Consider the following 16766-nt stretch of genomic DNA (forward strand, 5'->3'; position numbering starts at 1 on the left):
TGGTCCGTTGTTCGTGATCCCATCATGGGATGTGTGGATTTACACGCAAAGACGACATGAAGATACAGCGGCCTGACTCTACGAAGTGCCCAGTATAACAATGGAAAAACGGGCATTTAAACCGCTCTGTCGTTCGTGTCTGACGCTCAATGACGAAAAAGTACCATTACGCGTCCGTTTTCTGACAATCGCCTAATAATAATGACTGTTAAAGCGCCCGGCTTGCAGCCAGCTTTGGTAACCTTGATTGACGGCGCGCAAACCGCCAGGGTAGCTCTGAAACGCCGTAGCCGCGGGCAGTGGCCGACAGGGTTGGCGAGCAAAGCCGGTCAGAGTTTGCTTAAGCCACTGGCGACCCGCGTCGTGACTGAGCAAAAAGTGCAGCATGGCCGCGCTTTGCTGATAGTTGCCTTGCTGCTCGCTGCCGTTAAAAACGTCGTGGCGAACGTCCAGCAAGGCATCAAAGCGCGGCGCCCCGGTTTGCTGCAACTGCTCAATGGCCTGCAGTGGTGGGGCCACTTGAGCGGAGCTAAGCTGCCATTGCAGTCGCTCCAGATATTGCGCCATGCCTTCTGCCAACCAGGTCGGTGTCGAGCCCAGCATGCCCGTCATCATGGCGTGGGTCATTTCATGACGGGCGATGCGCAAGGTGTTCTCCATGCCATCTGGGCCATTTTGCCGCGCTAAAAACGCGCGATTTTCGCGCCCGTCGTAATAGGCCGCCCACTCGCCGTGATGGCCCTGTTGATCACGATGCTGATCAAACGCTTCCTGACTGGCAAACACCGTTAAGTTCAAATCAATCTGGCGCCAGTAGTCCGGCTCTAGATAACGCGTTAACACTCGGTGCAGTAATTCTGCTTGCTTGCGCAGTTCGTGGGTCAGGGTCGGTTCACCTTGCCAGCCGCGATAATCAAAGGTCACACGCACACCGGCCGTTTGCTGGCCATAGCGCTGGGTTAAATCTTCTGCCTGCTGTTGCGGTTTGTCGCCAAAATGCACCTTGCCGTTGGCGTCCGTCCAGCGATAGACGGCGCCAGTCTCCACCTCATCCATGGCGCGCGTCGGTGGCTTTACACAAACATCGCCGCCATGGGTGAGCGAACGTACTCGCCGCTGCACATCCACCACGCGCTCGCGCATCGTCATCACCGGCTCACCTGCTGGGCTGGCTGGTGCAGAAAACTCGGCCGGCCACAATAACTGCGGCAGCAATGCCGATACTTCAGGATTCAAACGCAATGGCCACTGTTGCAAATACTGCTGGCGCTGCTCAATGCTGCTGCCACGCCAAAACATTTCCAGCGCCACCAACACCACGGCGGCCAATAACACGCCATTGATCAGTTGCAGCAGCAGTTTTTTCATCGCTCGATTTCCAGTTGCGCCATGGCGGCAGTTTTCTTGAACATGCGATCTTGTTGCTCACCCTCAAAGCGAATGCGCATGTAGTTGTCATCCTCCGCCACCAAGATGCCAGCGCCCAGGCTTTGGTGCTTTACGCGCGTGCCCTTTGGCTCAGGCCGGGCTTTGCGAGCAATCACCGTATCTTGCGGTGGTGGGGTGGTATCAATGGCCAGCTCGGGGGTCACACCAATCGCGTCAAAATAGCGCGGCCACCAGTCCAGCGCCGGCCCTTCGTGCACCACTAGCTTGGCGGTACCACGCTGTTCAATGGCGCGCGCTAACGCTCGGCTGTGCTGAAAACGCATTTCGGCCTGAAAGCGACTGGGGCGTTTGTCTTGCTCACGCTCATTGCCTGCGGCAGGGGCCAGCAAGTGCAGTTGATGGCGAGCTCGGGTCATGGCGACGTATAACAGCCGGCGCTCACTTTCCAGACTGGCAGGCGTGGTAAATTCGCCGTCGGGCTGATAGGGAAAGTAATGCTCGTTGAGGCCGGGAATAAACACCACGTCCCACTCTAGGCCTTTGCTCTTGTGCGCTGAGGTTAATTGAATGCCTTCGCCATCGCGCTGACTCAAACGCTGCTGGCGCAGCTGCTGTAAATAATCCCAAGCTTGGTTGGCGGCAATATCGGCATCACGCAAAAAACGCACAAACGCACGAATGGTATGGGTGCGATCTTCAATTTGCTGAGCTGAAAACGCACTGTCGGCCATGCCCTGATACAGGTCGGTGGCGTGAATGTAGTCTTCCACCAGGCGGTGGGCTTTGACATTGACGTGCTCGGCGCTGCTCAACACCTCCGCCCGGCGCGTCAACTGCTGCGCCTGCCACTTGTTTAACTCACCGGGCAGTGCTTGTTGCAATGCTTCCCCTAACGACTGATCGACGCTGGCCAACTTCTGCGCCAGTGCCTCCAGCGCTGGGCGCCGCACTTTCGGATAGGGCGTCGTCAGCCACTGCAGCCAGGCTTGCTGGCGCTGCTCCACACTGCGTTCGGCAAAGCGACCGCTGGCCAGCTCAAATAACTGCCAGAAAATTTGCAACTCCCAGCGATCCAGTACCGATTGTGAATGCTGTAACTGATAGGGAATGCCGGCTTGCAGCAGGGCCAGTTCAATCGGTGCGCACAAAGCCCACACCCGGTGGATCACCGCCATGCTCTCGAGTGGCCGTTGTTTTGCCTCTTCTTCAATGAGTTTCAACAGCAACGCCGGCTCAGAACGTGCCAGGTGCAAGCGCGCTTGGGTCTTGGGGGTACTGCTATGAGCCAAGCACAAGACGTCATCACGCTGCTGATTCTGGCGAATCAGGTGATTGGCCATCAAGGCCAGCTGGTGACCATAGCGAAACGTATGCGGCAGTTGATAGGTGGTCACCTCGGCCCCTGTGTTACTGCCAAGACGTTGCTCAAACTCAGTGACAATAAACTCTGGCCGCGAGCCGCGAAATTCGTAAATGGTTTGGTCTGGGTCGCCGATGACCATGACAGAGCCGCGATCACCGTGCAGCAGCTCCAGCAAGCACTGTTGAATGGCGTTGATGTCCTGATATTCATCCACCAAAATCCACTGCATATGGCCAGCAAACTGCGCCGCCAGAGCCGGATTGGCGTGCAAGCAACGCACCGGGTCATACAACATATCGGCGAACGAAATACGCCGCTGCTGGCGGCGCCATTGCTCAAACTCATCAAACAGTTCAACAAATAAGCGACATTGCGGCGGCAGTTGCAACTGCTCAAACACCAGCGCCGGTGCCTCTAGCCCGGCTTTAACTCGGTCGATAAAGGCCATCGCCGGCTCAACCCATTTTTTGCGCTGCGACAAAATATCCTGGCGGGTATCTTCATCCGCCAATTGCTGCAGTAAACGCCAGACCACCGCTTCGGTTTCACCATTGCTAAGTGGCTTGCCTTGGAAAGCAGGCAACGCCCCTTGTTGGATCAAGCGCTGGTAAATACGCAGCCCCAGGGCGTGAAAGGTACGCACCTCTGGCACGGCTTGGCCTGGCAATAAGCTGCTGAGCTTGTGCGCAAATTCCTGCTGCGCGGCTTTGTTGTACATCAACACCAGCAAGCGCCGTGGCGATACGCCCTCGCGCAAGCGCGCAGCAATAAAATGCGTCAGCGTGGTGGTTTTGCCAGAGCCCGCCACCGCCATGACTTTGGCGTGACCGTGACGGTGGTCGACAACGGCTTGTTGCTGGGGCGTAAGCGAGTGGGTCACAGCGCATCTCGTTAAACTGGGCCCGCTATGGTAATGCCGCGCGGGCCACAGTCCAAATCAAGAGGCGTAAAAACTGCCACCGGTTTCTGCCAGCTCACGTACTAGGTGCGGTACGCGAAAGCGATCACCATAGTTTTGCACCAGCGCATCGGCACGGGCAATAAAGGCGTCAAAGCCTTCGATGGTTTCGACAAACGACAAAATCCCTCCGGTGTGCGGAGCAAAGCCCCAGCCATAAATCGAGCCGATGTCGACTTCGTGAGGCTGGCTGATCACGCCTTCGGATACGCAGTGGAGCGCCTCAACCGCCTGGGCATAGAGTAAGCGCTGCATCACCTGTTCGACTTCGGGTTGCGTCGCTGCAGGGACGAATGCCTCACTCAAGCCTGGCCACAGGGCTTTGTCTTCGCCGGCGGGGTAATCATAAAAACCGCGGCCCGCTTTTTTGCCAATGCGATCGGCGTGATGAACCATAAAATCCACCACCTCATCGCCTGGATGCGGTGTATAAGCATCGCCTAAATCCGCTTGAGTTTGGCGGGCAATGCGATCCATCAACTCCATCGACACTTCATCACTGAGTGCCAAAGGTCCTACCGGCATGCCTGCCATTTTGCCTGCGTTTTCAATTAAAGCGGGCGCCACGCCTTCGCTTAACAATGCCATGCCTTCCAGCACGTAGGTTTTAAAGACTCTGGAAGTGTAAAAACCACGGCTATCGTTGACCACAATCGGGGTTTTGCGCAGTTGCTGCACAAAATCCAACGCCCAGGCCACACTTTGCTGCGAGGTTTTTTCACCGACGATGATTTCTACCAATGGCATTTTATCGACCGGCGAAAAGAAATGCAGACCAATAAACTGCTCCGGCCGCTGACAGGCGTCAGCCAAACTGGTGATGGGCAAAGTTGAAGTGTTCGATGCCATTAAAGCATCGCTGCCAAGCACAGCTTCAGCCTTGGCGGTGACCTCGGCTTTAATGTGTCTGTCTTCAAACACGGCTTCAATGACCAGGTCACAGCCGGCTAAATCATTAAAATCGGTGGTGGGTAAAATACGTGCGAGCTGCGCGTCTACTTTTTCTTGGCTGGTTTTGCCGCGCGCCAAACGTTTTTTCAGCAGTTTTTCGCTGTAGGCTTTGCCTTGTTCGGCCTGATTTTGATCCGTATCGAGCAGCACCACGCCTAGGCCACCTAAGGATGCACTGTAGGCAATGCCAGCCCCCATCATGCCAGCGCCTAAAATACCGATTTTGGTAAACTGACGTTTTTCAATATTCACGGGGCGATGCTTGAGTTTATTGACCTGTTGCAAGCCCGTAAAAAACGTACGGATCAGTGCTTTCGCCTGATCGGACAACAACAGCCGAACAAAGCCACGCGTTTCAATCGCCAGCCCTTGATCAAACGGTACCTGACAGCCTTCATAAACGGCCTCCAATATGGCCTGCGGTGCCGCATAGTTGCCGTAGGTTTTTTTCCGCAACATCGCCTCAGCGCCCATAAAGGTTTGCGCGACCTTGGCCGACTGCACTTCGCCTCCCGGCATGCGAAATTTACTGCGCTTGTTGTTTAGGCCGACGTCCCAAGGCTGCAACGCTTGTGGGTTATCCAATAACCATTGACGCGCAGCGGGCAATAATTGCTCAGGCTCGACCACCTCATCAATGATGCCAGCGGCTTGGGCCTGAGCCGGCCCTACCTGAGTGGCTTGCATAAGCCAAGGCAATGCTTTTTCGATGCCTAACATGCGCGGCAAACGCTGGGTGCCGCCGGCGCCGGGCAATAAGCCCAAATTCACTTCCGGAAAACCAAAGCGTGCCTTGGCTTGGTTAGCGGCAATGCGATGATGACAGGCCAGCGCCAGCTCTAAGCCACCGCCCAGCGCCGTGCCATTCAGGGCGGCGACAAAGGGTTTGCCTGCCGTTTCCATCTTGCGCATAACGCCATGAATGCGCTGAATAAAAGCCGATAATTGCTCAGCGTCTTGCTGCCAATCGCCGCTTTTCATGGTGAGAATTTCTTTTAAATTAGCGCCGACCACAAAATCCGTTTTGCCAGAAGTCAGAATGACGCCTTTGACGCTATCATCACTAATGACTTCATCGACGATGTTGGCCAACGACTCCACCGCCTGTTGCGACATAGAGTTCACTGGCGCTTCGCTGTCGTTCCAAATCAGGGTGGCTATGCCATCATGGTCGACCTGATAACTCATCATTGCTGCTGTCATCGCTCTTCCCCTAAACCCGTTCAATAATGGTGGCGGTACCCATGCCACCGCCGACGCATAGCGTAATCAATGCAGTTTGCTGATCGCGCCGCTCAAGTTCATCTAACACCGTGCCCAAAATCATGGCGCCGGTAGCCCCCAGTGGATGCCCCATGGCAATGGCACCGCCGTTAACATTGATATCGCTGTGATCAATGTTCATGTCTTGCATAAACTTCAGCACTACTGAGGCAAAGGCTTCGTTAAGCTCCCATAAATCAATATCAGTGGCGTCCATACCGGCGTTTTTTAAGGCCTTGTGAGCACTCGGTGCAGGGCCGGTGAGCATGATGGTGGGCTCTGAGCCGATGGATGCGGCGCTGCGAATACGCGCGCGCGGTGTTAACCCCAGTGCTTTACCGGCTTCTGCGCTGCCTATTAATACCGCCGCCGCACCATCCACAATGCCGGATGAATTACCGGCATGATGCACGTGCTGTATTTTTTCAACCTGCGGATACACTTGCTGGGCAACGGCGTCGAAGCCCAGCTCACCGGGCGCAGCAAAAGACGGTTTTAACTGCGCTAAATCTGCCAGGGTAACGCCCGGTCGCATGTGCTCATCTTGTGCTAATAACACCTGCCCCAAGCTGTCGTGCACCGGCATCACCGAGCGCGCAAAATAACCTTGCTGCCAGGCGTGCTGGGCCCGACGCTGAGACTCAACGGCATAGCTATCGACATCGGTGCGGCTAAAACCATTTAACGTAGCGATTAAATCGGCAGAAATACCCTGCGGCACAAAGGACAACTGATGGGTCACACTGGGGTCGGTGTAATAAGCACCGCCGCCCGAGCCCATAGGCACGCGCGACATGCTTTCAACGCCGCCGCCAATGGTTAGCCAAGCCTCACCGGCTTTGACTTTGGCAGCGGCCACATTAACAGCCTCAAGGCCTGAGGCACAAAAACGGCTGACCACAGTGCCCGCCGCTTGTTGGTGATAGCCCGCCATCAGCACCGCCGTGCGAGCAATATCAGCGCCTTGCTCCATCACCGGCTCAACACAGCCCAATACCACATCGTCTAATTGGGAGGTATCCAGTTGGTGGCGCTGTTGCAGTTGCTGTAATAACCCGGCCATTAGTTTTACCGGTGTTATTGGGTGCAAACTGCCATCGGCTTTGCCGCGACCGCGCGGTGTGCGAATGGCATCAAAAATATAGGCGTCCGTCATAATGCTTCCCTTAAAGGCTGCGCGAAATAATTTCTTTCATAATTTCTGAGGTACCGGCATAAATACGCTGCACGCGCGCATCGGCATAGGCACGTGCCACTGGGTATTCCCACATATAGCCGTAACCCCCATGGAGCTGTACGCATTCATCGATGATGCGACATTGCGCCTCTGTGGCCCACAGTTTTACTGACGCCGCTGCCTCAACGGATAGCTGCCCCTGACAATGCAGCTCCAAACAGCGGTCAACGTAGGTTTGCGTCACTTCTAGCTCGGTTAGAATTTCGGCCAGTTTAAAGCGCGTATTTTGCAGCGCGGCGATGGGCTTACCGAATGCCTTGCGCTCCTTAACGTAATCAAGGGTGGCGTCATAGCAAGCACGTGCCGCCGCAGCAGCAATAATGGCAACGCTTAAGCGCTCTTGGGGCAACTCTTGCATTAAATAAATAAAGCCTGCGTTTTCTTGGCCCAGCAAATTGGTTTGCGGCACGCGTACGTTGTCGAAAAATAACTCCGACGTATCTTGGGCTTTCATGCCGACTTTATCGAGGTTTTGTCCGCGCTGAAAACCAGCGCGATCGCCCTCCACCAAAAATAAGCTAACGCCCTTGGCACCGGCACTGCTATCAGTTTTGGCCACCACAATGACCAGGTCAGCCAACTGCCCGTTGGTAATAAAGGTCTTTGAGCCGTTGATAATGTAATCATCGCCGTCTTTTATGGCGGTGGTGCGCACACCGGCCAAATCTGAGCCAGCGCCTGGTTCTGTCATGGCAATGGCGGTAATGACGTCGCCGGCGGCCATTTTCGGTAGCCAATGCTGTTTTTGCTGCTCACTGCCGTAGTGCAAGATATACGGTGCAACAATATCTGAGTGCAGAGAAAAACCCGGCCCAGAAGCAAATACATAACCTTGCTCTTCAATGGCGATGGCAGAATAGCGAAAATCGACATTACTGCCGCCGTACTCTTCTGGCAAATGCGTGCATAAAATGCCCGCGTCACCGGCTTTTTTCCAAGCCTCACGCGAGATATGGCCCTGCTTTTCCCACTCATCATGGTAAGGGGCCACTTCGCGCTGCATAAATTTGCGCACCGCGTCGCGAAACATGTCGTGCTCTTGGTTGTACACACTGCGTGGAATCATATTGTTATCCTTATTATTTAATTGAATTTTACTGCATTGGTACTATGAGACACGCACAACGCCCTGCTGTTGCCACTGATCAATGTCGGCATCGGTTATGCCAATTTCTTGCAAGATTGCCCGGCTGTGCTCGCCTTGCAGCGGGCCGCCGCCACTGGCACAAAAACGCTCGCCGGAAAATGCAAACGCCGAGGCCGGCACTTGCCAGCGTTGCCCAGCCTGATTATTCAGCTGATGAATCATTTCCCGCGCTAAAAGCTGTGGGTGCTCAAACGCTTCAGCGGTAGTAAGAACGGGCGTCGCGCAACAATCGGCATCCACTAACTGCTCGCGCCAGTAAGACTGTGGTTGGCTGGCAAATAGCGCGGCCACTTGCTGGCGCAACTCTTCAGCCGCGGCGCCAACGTCCTGATAGCGCTCGATCCATTGCGGCCGCTTAACCGCCTCACAAAAACGCTGCCAAAACTTCAGCTCCAACGCGGCCAGAGCCATATAGCGCCCGTCTGCAGTGGCATACAGGTCGTAGCAGGGTCGCTGGCCGGTGAGCATGTCTTTGCCACGCGCTGCTGTGCGCCCAGTAAGATTCACCATAGATAACGGTATAATATGATTGGCAAAAGCGCAGTCGGTCATGGCGATGTCTAAATAGCATCCCTCGGGCGACTCTCCACGCAGCTGCTGCTGTAGCCGCCCGACTAAGGCCGCCAAAATAGCCATGGCGGCACTCAGGGCACCGCCAGCAATGTCGGCTATTTGAAAGTTACTCAACGCGGGGGGCTGGCCTGCTTGCCCGCTTTGCTCTAATACACCGCTGATGGCGCAGTAGTTCATATCGTGGCCGGCCAACTGTGCCCAAGGGCCGGTTTGGCCGTACCCCGTCAGCGAGCACATCACTAGACCAGGGCGCTGGGCTTTAAGGCTGTCAAAATCCAACCCCAACCGTTGCATCACACCCGGTCGAAAACTCTCCAGCACCACATCGGCGCTGTGCAGCAACCGCAAAAACAACGCCCGGCCCTGCTCTTGGCTTAAATCCAGGCTAATGGACTCTTTATTGGCATTAAGTACATCAAATACCGGATTAATCTGACCCGCTGGCATACCCAAGTGGCGCACATAATCGCCAGCACGGGTGTCTTCTACCTTAATAATGCGCGCGCCCATATCGCGCAAATGCATGCTGCACAGGGGGCCTGGCAGTAAACGTGAGCAATCAAGAACTGTCATACCTGACAACGGCAGCATGTCCCACTCCAATCGTTATTTTTATCGTGAGGTCACGCTACTGCCCTCAACCCGCTGTCACAAGGTGGGATATGTGCAACTTTAGTGGCCAATCTGCTCAGCAATGACCACCCAAGTTAATCCAACTGATCATTCCTACCACCAATGTCCTAAGCGAAATAACCATGGAGCAGGTGTTTATCCCTGGATTTGTCCCGAATTGCCCTATAATGGACAGTGCATGGAGCATCGCAGACTGGGTCAGGAGTGATTCTGTGGTATCTGACCCTACGAGCATCGTCTGCCCTGAACTGTCGCGCAGTGTTTCAGTCGCGCTGGCAGAGCACTATTTCCAGTTTGACTCCACAGGAGACAGTTATGAACTTAACCAATAAAGTCGTCGCCATTACCGGCGGTGGCCAAGGGCTCGGCCGCGCCATGGCCGTTTATCTGGCTAAAAAAGGTGCCAAAATCGCTGTGATCGACATCGATCAGGAGCATATGGAAGAGACCTGCAGACTGGCCGCTGAGGCCGGTGGCGAAGCCGCCAGTTTTGTCTGCAACGTGGCCGAAGAGACGCAAGTCGAAGAGACCTTCAGCGCCATTGTGCAACAAATGGGCGGTTTGCATGGCCTTGTGAATAACGCCGGTATTTTGCGTGATGGCCTGATGGTCAAAGCCAAAGACGGCGTTATCAGCAAGATGTCACTGGCGCACTGGCAAGCCGTTATCGACGTTAACCTCACTGGGGTTTTCCTCTGTGGCCGCGAAGCCGCTGTGCACATGATTGAAGGCGGTGAAGGCGGTTGTATTATTAATATTTCTTCCATTTCTCGTGCTGGCAATATGGGGCAAAGCAACTACTCTGCGGCCAAAGCAGGGGGCGCCAGTTTGGCGGTGGTGTGGGCCAAGGAGCTGGCACGCTACGGTATTCGCGCTAACGCCATTGCGCCTGGCTTTATTGCCACAGACATGACCGCCGGCATGAAACCCGAGGCACTGGAAAAGATGACTGCTGGTATTCCCGCCAAGCGCATGGGACAACCTGAGGAAATTGCCCACACCGTGGCTTACCTGCTGGAGAACGACTACGTCTCAGGTCGAGTCGTTGAAGTCGACGGCGGCTTGCGTCTGTAATTTCCCTAATCTTCACACCGTATACTTGGCTTGCAACTGCTGCATCGCCGCCAGACCGCCATACTGTTGGCTGTCTGGCGGCGCCACCCGTCCATCCACCATGCTGACCGTCGACGGCTGTGCGGTAACTCTCATCATTTGATCCACCAGCCATTGATTGGCCGCTTCTTCGCTGGCGCCGTTGTTGAGCATTTGCTCGCGCTGCTGGTGCAACTGCTGAACTTTACGAAAGGTGTGCACCATTTCGGTTTTAACAAAGCCTTGCTGCAATTCTGAATCCTGCTCAAACAGCGCCTCTATGCGAGATTTATCTGGATGGTCACCTTTAACCAATACTTTGCCCTCGCCGTTGATGGTGAGGTCGATTTTACCGGACCAATCAATGCCAGCTTTGGTCATGGCGCGGCGAAAATCTTGCTGAAATAGGTCAACGTCCGCCTGGGTGGGCAGGGCCAGCTCTGGCAACACCAAGGCCGCAGACTGCTCGATATCGGCGGCAACGTTTGGCCGCTGCAGGCTAACCGTGTCCACCGATGCTGAAGCTTTGCTGGCCGGCGGCTGAGTTTGCTCGATTGGCTTAGGGTTTAGGCTCTGCCATGCAGTGCTGGCACTCAAGCGATCTATCATAGTGTCTTCCTCTGACCGATATTTCTGCTACTGTCCTCCCTTACGCAGCTTTTGTACCAATCAGCAAAGTTCACAGCGAAGTTCATGCACACGGTTTCTCCTCAACAGCGCCTTTACACCGCCCTTGCTGCGATTCCTGCAGGCTCGGTTGTCACTTATGGGCAACTGGCTGAACTGTGTGGCTGGCCACGGCGAGCGCGGTGGGTCGGTCAACAACTCAAGCAACTGCCCGCAGATACCACCTTGCCGTGGCATCGAGTGATTAATGCGGCAGGGCACATCAGTTCGCCCAAGGCTGATGAGCAAAGACGACGCTTGCAGGTCGATGGTGTAGAAGTGGCGGACAATGGCCGTATCGATTTAAAGCGCTATCAATGGCGTTAAATTCTGGTGGCGTCGATTCACCCGATGCTAGTCAGGTATTTATAGATGATGGCTCTATCCTGCCGTCGGCAATTAAGCCAAGGCATGGCGCAGCCTTCATTGACTCACTGAGTTGCCAATCAGCTAAGTCTCTTGCTTAGACACCCCATAAATTTGACAGACAATCACCTGTTGAACAGCGATGACATCCGTCACAGTGACAGCATCTAAAATAACAACAGGAATGCCCCTTATGGCCACTGAATATTTCGACGTAATCATTATTGGCGCCGGGCTGTCGGGCATCGGCGCCGCGTGCCATTTAAAGAAAGACTGCCCACAAAAAACCTTCGCGATTCTCGAAGGGCGTCAGGCCATTGGCGGGACCTGGGATTTATTTCGCTACCCAGGCATTCGCTCAGATTCCGATATGTTTACCCTAGGCTACGAGTTCAAGCCTTGGACTAAGCGCAAAGGCATTGCCGACGGTGCAGATATTCGCGACTACATTCGTGAAGCGGCCACGGAGCACCAGATAGAACCTCACATTCGCTTTAGCCAAACGGTCAAAGCCGCACGTTACGACAGCCAGAAAGCACGCTGGACGTTAGATGTAAAACAACAGGACGGCACAGTTAAACAGTACCAGTGCCATTTTTTAATGAGTTGCACCGGCTATTACAGCTATGAAGAAGGCTTTACACCTGAGTTTGCTGGCAAAGAGGAGTTTTCTGGCGATGTCATTCACCCGCAGCAATGGCCTGAAAACTACGACTACGAAAACAAGAAAGTGGTCGTTATTGGTAGCGGCGCAACAGCGGTTACCTTAGTCCCAGCCATGACTGATAAAGCGGCACACGTGACCATGCTGCAACGCTCACCATCGTATGTCATCACAGTGCCACAGCAAGATGTGATGGTGACTGCACTGCGCAAACTGCTGCCTGAAAAGTGGGCCTATCGAATCATTCGCGGCCGCAATGTATCGATCACCCTAGGGATTTATCGCTTTTGCAAAGGCTTTCCACAAGCGGCGCGAAAATTTCTGCAATGGACGGTCAAAAAGCAATTGCCTCGCGGCTTTGATCTAAGCCATTTCAAGCCGAAGTATAACCCTTGGGATGAGCGTTTATGTGCCGTACCTGACGGCGATATGTTTAAAGCCATTCAGCAGGGCAAAGCTTCAGTTGTGACCGATCACATTGATCGATTTAACGAAAAAGGCATCTTATTAAAATCTGGCAAGCAACTGGAAGCGGACACCATCATCACCGCGACGGGTTTGAAGGTGCAAATGCTGGGCAATATGGACGTCAGCATTGATGGCCAGCCATTTGTGCCCAATCAAAGCATGAGCTATCGCGGTGTGATGTTTGAGAACCTGCCCAACATGGCCATGGTGTTTGGCTATACCAACGCCTCTTGGACGTTAAAAGCCGATTTAATTTCTCGCTTTGTCTGTCGATTATTGAACCACATGGAAGCCACCGGCAAGCAACAAGTGGTTCCGATAAATGATAATCCGAACATCGAAAAGCGCCCGTTTATCGACATGCAATCCGGCTATATTAGTCGCATTCGCGAGCAACTTCCGAAGCAAGGCTCCATTCGCCCCTGGAAGTTATATCAAAACTATTTTCTAGATATGTCACTGCTGCGCTTGGCCAGCTTAGATGACCCAGCGTTGGAATACAGCAGCCCTGAAAGCGCTCCTCACCACGCATCTGAGCAGCAGCCATCGCAATCTATGCCGTGAATTCTGCCAGCCACCATGCTAGCCTGCCTGCATAGTCAGCAACCCGTGCCACCACTATGCAGGCAGAGCTTCAAGACATCGTTTATTTTTACCAGCGCTTTCCTCCTTTTGATGATTTACCTGAGGAAGCATTAGCCGAGCTGGCCCAAGCCACTGAAATATCCTATTACCGCAGCGGCCAAGACATTTTGCGCTACGGTGATCCCATCCAAGATTTATACATCATTCGCAGCGGCGCGGTGGAAACCTACCGCCGCAATGGCGAGCTTTATAACCGCTTGGCGGAAGGCGATGTGTTCGGGCAAATGGGCTTGATGATGAATCGACGCGTGCGCTTCCCTGCGCGCACCATGGAAGACAGCCTGCTGTATTGCATTCCCGCTGATTTATACGCCAACTTTTGCGATCGCTTTGAAGATTTTGCCGATTTTTTTGAGGCAGAAGGCAGCTCTTTACTGCGCCACACATTGTCGAGCCAAGCTGACAATAACGACTTAACCACGGTCAAAATTAATGCGCTCATCCAGCGGGAAGCGATTACGTTAGAACGCCAAGCCAGCGTTACTCAAGCTGCCAAGTTGATGACAGACCAGCAAATTTCTTCCATCTTGGTGACCGACCCAGACCAGCCCATTAGCAGTGACCCAAACGATGACGATGGTCAGGTGGTGGGCATTTTAACCGACCGTGATTTGCGTATGCGCGTATTGGCCGAAGAGCGTCCCGGGTCAACGCCAGTGGGGGATGTCATGTCCACTGATATGGTCTTGATTGACGATAACGCCTACGTGTTTGAAGCCATGCTTACGATGCTTAGGCACAATCTACATCACCTCCCCGTCGTGCATCGTCGTCGTCCTATTGGCGTCATTGCCATGTCAGACATAGTGCAGCATGAATCGCAAAGTAGCTTGTTGTTGGTGCGCAGTATTTTTGCCCAACAAAGCCTGGAAGAGCTAACTCAGCTCGCCAAACAACTGCCCGCCGTATTTGTGCGCATGGTAAAAGAAGACGCCAACTCCCATATGATTGGTTCGGCCATGGCCGTCATTGGTCGCTCATTCAAGCAGAAATTATTGGAAATGGCAGAAGCGGAACTTGGGCCGCCCCCTCTGCCCTATTGCTTTTTGGCCCTCGGTTCTATGGCGCGCGACGAGCAGTTGATCGTTACCGACCAAGACAACGCCATTATTCTCGACGATCGCTACAATCCTGAAGAACATGGCGAGTACTTTGAAAAACTGTCGCACTTTGTCTGTGATGGCCTCAATGCGTGCGGCTATCGCTACTGTGATGGCGACATCATGGCCACCAATCCAGAGTGGCGTTTAACCCTCAGCCAGTGGAAAGAGCGCTTTGGCGGCTGGATAGAAGAGCCTTCGCCACAAGCACTTCTGCACAGTTCCATCTTTTTTGACCTTGATGGCGTGTGGGGCCGAACCAAGTGGGCGCGTGATTTACAAAGCTTTATTGCGCAGCAGTCGCGTAATAATTCTCGCTTTTTAAACTACCTGGCTCGCAATGCACTCAGCAGAACCCCGCCATTAGGGTTTTTCAAAGGCTTTGTGATGGAGCAAGACGGCCAGCATCGCCCTTCGATCAACTTAAAACGCCGTGGTACGGCCCCGCTGTCGGACGTCATTCGGGTGCACGCATTGGCCGTTGGCTCACGCTCACAAAACTCGTTTGAACGCTTAGAAGATGTGATCCGAGCTAAGATTTTGCCGCCGGAAAAGGGCCAGGATTTAAGCGACGCGCTGGAATACATCGCCATGGTACGCATTCGTTACCAGGCCGCCGATATTGAGCGCGGTGAAGAGCCGGACAACAACATCGAGCCCGAGCTACTATCGACCTTTGAGCGGCGCAATTTAAAAGAAGCCTTTCAGGTGCTTGATCGCGCCCAGGCTTTTCTCAAGTTCCGCTATCACTCCAGCACGAAAGGCGGCATTCGATGAGCGACTGGCCAGAACGCTTTCAACAACTTGAAACCGCCGCTTTCGATATTCGTCTACAACGCTATTACGGTGCCGGCATGGTCAGCGCCGACACGCCTATTGGTGAAACGCCACTGGTGGCGCTGGACTTCGAAACCACCGGCCTAGATGCCAGCCAAGATGCCATTGTTAGCATCGGCTTAGTGCCTTTTAGTCGCCAACGTGTGTTTTTACGCGAAGCCAACGAGTGGCTGGTGAAACCGGAGCAGCCACTCGAGGAAGAGTCCGTCGTCATTCACGGCATCACCCACAGTAAGATTCGCGCTGCACCAGATTTAGAACTGATCTTAGAACCCGTACTAGAAGCTTTGGCAGGCAAAGTCGTGGTGGTACATCATCGAGCGATTGAACGCAGCTTTTTTAGCCAAGCGCTGTTGAGCCGCATTCAAGAAGATATTCAGTTTCCCGTCATCGATACCATGGAATTGGAATATCGTGCCCTGCGCCAGCGCCAAGGGCTGATTGGACGCTTGCTGCGTCGCCCACTTGGGTCCCTGCGGCTAGGTGACTGCCGCCAGCGTTACTCTCTACCTTATTATCCGCCACACCGAGCCCTTAGCGATGCCATTGCCACCGCAGAGCTGTTGCTGGCGCAGCTAAGCTATCAATACCGTGAGGATGTTCCCGTAGGTGAACTATGGTTGTAATGGCTTGAGTAACCCTCGGCCTAGGCTATGGTCAGAAAAACAGGAGACGCCATCATGTATCTGACTCGCTTAATCTACGCCAGTAGCCAAACTGAACAGTTCAGCCAAAATGACATCGAAGCCATGATGGCAGCTGCACAGGCCAACAACCCGCGCTTAGGGCTGAGCGGCGTATTGTGCTTTAACCGCAAGTTTTTCTTACAGTGTTTAGAAGGGCCGCGTGAGCAGGTCAATCTGATGTACAACAAGATCGTCGCCGACCCGCGCCACCGGCACGTCACACTGGTGGCCTATGGCGAGGTTGATGAGCGTTATTTTGGTCAGTGGGCGATGAAATACGTGCCCGATAACCAACAGATACAAGCATTGGCCTTTCGGTTTTCCGACAGTGACGACTTCAACCCCTACCGTATGACTGCGGCCAGTGCGCTCGCATTTTTACGCACACTGGCTGCGGACTCAGAGACCTAGTATCTGGCTCAGGATTGACCAGGTAGCAATTTTCCGTTAATTTCCGCGCATTTAGCGCAACCGCAATAGCTGTTGGCAACGGCGAGCTCCCTGTCCCACCCGCTGATTCCGACATTCTGGAAAGCCAGAGCCACAGCGCTGTAACGGTTCGCGACAGGCTTCGCGTTTGATTCAGGTAGGCCGTAATAGGCACCGAGTCGACCCGCGTCAGATCTGCCTTCAGCCAGCTACACTGCAAAGATCGTCAGCGAATATACATTAGTAGAACCATGTCTATTGTTCGTTGTCAGCAGATTCGCGGCTGTGTATAAAGCAGC

13 protein-coding genes are annotated in these 16766 nt (G+C 54.0%); 6 read left to right on the plus strand and 7 right to left on the minus strand.

From position 1 onward, the window contains the following. Positions 1 to 192: 192 nt before the first annotated feature. Genes IE090_RS09130 through IE090_RS09155 form a run of 6 tightly spaced genes read right to left on the minus strand, consistent with a single transcriptional unit; the run spans position 193 to position 9472 of the window. Positions 193 to 1368, minus strand: a complete 1176-nt coding sequence (locus IE090_RS09130) for a DUF4124 domain-containing protein (protein ID WP_189388068.1) — start codon at positions 1366 to 1368, stop codon at positions 193 to 195. Then, entirely contained in the window at positions 1365 to 3632 is a 2268-nt protein-coding gene (locus IE090_RS09135) for an ATP-dependent helicase (RefSeq protein ID WP_189388069.1), read from the minus strand. Before IE090_RS09135 ends, IE090_RS09130 begins: the two co-directional genes overlap by 4 nt. 57 nt (positions 3633 to 3689) lie before the next feature. Then, on the minus strand, positions 3690 to 5864 hold the full coding sequence (locus IE090_RS09140) for a 3-hydroxyacyl-CoA dehydrogenase NAD-binding domain-containing protein (RefSeq protein WP_229815634.1): 2175 nt from the start codon (positions 5862 to 5864) through the stop codon (positions 3690 to 3692). A 10-nt stretch (positions 5865 to 5874) separates the two neighbouring features. Next, positions 5875 to 7080 (minus strand): acetyl-CoA C-acetyltransferase, encoded by a 1206-nt coding sequence (locus IE090_RS09145; protein ID WP_189388070.1) that lies wholly within the window; start codon positions 7078 to 7080, stop codon positions 5875 to 5877. Positions 7081 to 7090: 10 nt separating this feature from the next. Next, the gene (locus tag IE090_RS09150; protein WP_189388071.1) at positions 7091 to 8227 is read right to left on the minus strand and encodes an acyl-CoA dehydrogenase family protein; all 1137 of its coding nucleotides are present in this window, start codon (positions 8225 to 8227) and stop codon (positions 7091 to 7093) included. A 42-nt stretch (positions 8228 to 8269) separates the two neighbouring features. After that, positions 8270 to 9472, minus strand: a complete 1203-nt coding sequence (locus IE090_RS09155) for a CaiB/BaiF CoA transferase family protein (RefSeq protein WP_189388072.1) — start codon at positions 9470 to 9472, stop codon at positions 8270 to 8272. A gap of 357 nt (positions 9473 to 9829) precedes the next feature. On the opposite strand from IE090_RS09155, the gene IE090_RS09160 reads away from it, so the two are divergent. Next, a complete protein-coding gene (locus IE090_RS09160) occupies positions 9830 to 10588 on the plus strand; it encodes an SDR family oxidoreductase (protein ID WP_189388073.1) in 759 nt (252 codons plus the stop codon). A 12-nt stretch (positions 10589 to 10600) separates the two neighbouring features. On the opposite strand, the gene IE090_RS09165 is transcribed toward IE090_RS09160, so the two are convergent. Further along, entirely contained in the window at positions 10601 to 11215 is a 615-nt protein-coding gene (locus IE090_RS09165; protein WP_189388074.1) for a hypothetical protein, read from the minus strand. Between the two features lie 84 nt (positions 11216 to 11299). Between IE090_RS09165 and IE090_RS09170 the strand changes: the two genes are divergently transcribed. From IE090_RS09170 to IE090_RS09190, 5 genes are all read left to right on the plus strand, one after another. Then, positions 11300 to 11599 (plus strand): MGMT family protein, encoded by a 300-nt coding sequence (locus tag IE090_RS09170; RefSeq protein WP_189388075.1) that lies wholly within the window; start codon positions 11300 to 11302, stop codon positions 11597 to 11599. 232 nt (positions 11600 to 11831) lie between these two features. After that, a complete protein-coding gene (locus IE090_RS09175) occupies positions 11832 to 13334 on the plus strand; it encodes a flavin-containing monooxygenase (protein WP_189388076.1) in 1503 nt (500 codons plus the stop codon). 56 nt (positions 13335 to 13390) lie between these two features. Continuing rightward, the gene (locus IE090_RS09180; protein ID WP_189388077.1) at positions 13391 to 15292 is read left to right on the plus strand and encodes a DUF294 nucleotidyltransferase-like domain-containing protein; all 1902 of its coding nucleotides are present in this window, start codon (positions 13391 to 13393) and stop codon (positions 15290 to 15292) included. Next, positions 15289 to 15978, plus strand: a complete 690-nt coding sequence (locus IE090_RS09185) for a 3'-5' exonuclease (protein WP_189388078.1) — start codon at positions 15289 to 15291, stop codon at positions 15976 to 15978. The genes IE090_RS09180 and IE090_RS09185 overlap by 4 nt, the downstream gene beginning before the upstream one ends. 54 nt (positions 15979 to 16032) lie before the next feature. After that, positions 16033 to 16449 (plus strand): BLUF domain-containing protein, encoded by a 417-nt coding sequence (locus tag IE090_RS09190; RefSeq protein ID WP_189388079.1) that lies wholly within the window; start codon positions 16033 to 16035, stop codon positions 16447 to 16449. Positions 16450 to 16766: the final 317 nt, after the last annotated feature.

The sequence above is a fragment of the Bacterioplanes sanyensis genome (genome assembly GCF_014652515.1).
GTDB classification, from domain to species: domain Bacteria; phylum Pseudomonadota; class Gammaproteobacteria; order Pseudomonadales; family Oceanobacteraceae; genus Bacterioplanes; species Bacterioplanes sanyensis.

Bases quoted from the DNA above. Each gene is read 5' to 3' on its own strand.
- IE090_RS09130 (WP_189388068.1), bottom strand. From the start codon at position 1,368: ATGAAAAAACTGCTGCTGCAACTGATCAATGGCGTGTTATTGGCCGCC.
- IE090_RS09140 (WP_229815634.1), bottom strand. From the start codon at position 5,864: ATGACAGCAGCAATGATGAGTTATCAGGTCGACCATGATGGCATAGCC.
- IE090_RS09145 (WP_189388070.1), bottom strand. From the start codon at position 7,080: ATGACGGACGCCTATATTTTTGATGCCATTCGCACACCGCGCGGTCGC.
- IE090_RS09150 (WP_189388071.1), bottom strand. From the start codon at position 8,227: ATGATTCCACGCAGTGTGTACAACCAAGAGCACGACATGTTTCGCGAC.
- IE090_RS09155 (WP_189388072.1), bottom strand. From the start codon at position 9,472: ATGCTGCCGTTGTCAGGTATGACAGTTCTTGATTGCTCACGTTTACTG.
- IE090_RS09160 (WP_189388073.1), top strand. From the start codon at position 9,830: ATGAACTTAACCAATAAAGTCGTCGCCATTACCGGCGGTGGCCAAGGG.
- IE090_RS09165 (WP_189388074.1), bottom strand. From the start codon at position 11,215: ATGATAGATCGCTTGAGTGCCAGCACTGCATGGCAGAGCCTAAACCCT.
- IE090_RS09170 (WP_189388075.1), top strand. From the start codon at position 11,300: ATGCACACGGTTTCTCCTCAACAGCGCCTTTACACCGCCCTTGCTGCG.
- IE090_RS09175 (WP_189388076.1), top strand. From the start codon at position 11,832: ATGGCCACTGAATATTTCGACGTAATCATTATTGGCGCCGGGCTGTCG.
- IE090_RS09180 (WP_189388077.1), top strand. From the start codon at position 13,391: ATGCAGGCAGAGCTTCAAGACATCGTTTATTTTTACCAGCGCTTTCCT.
- IE090_RS09185 (WP_189388078.1), top strand. From the start codon at position 15,289: ATGAGCGACTGGCCAGAACGCTTTCAACAACTTGAAACCGCCGCTTTC.
- IE090_RS09190 (WP_189388079.1), top strand. From the start codon at position 16,033: ATGTATCTGACTCGCTTAATCTACGCCAGTAGCCAAACTGAACAGTTC.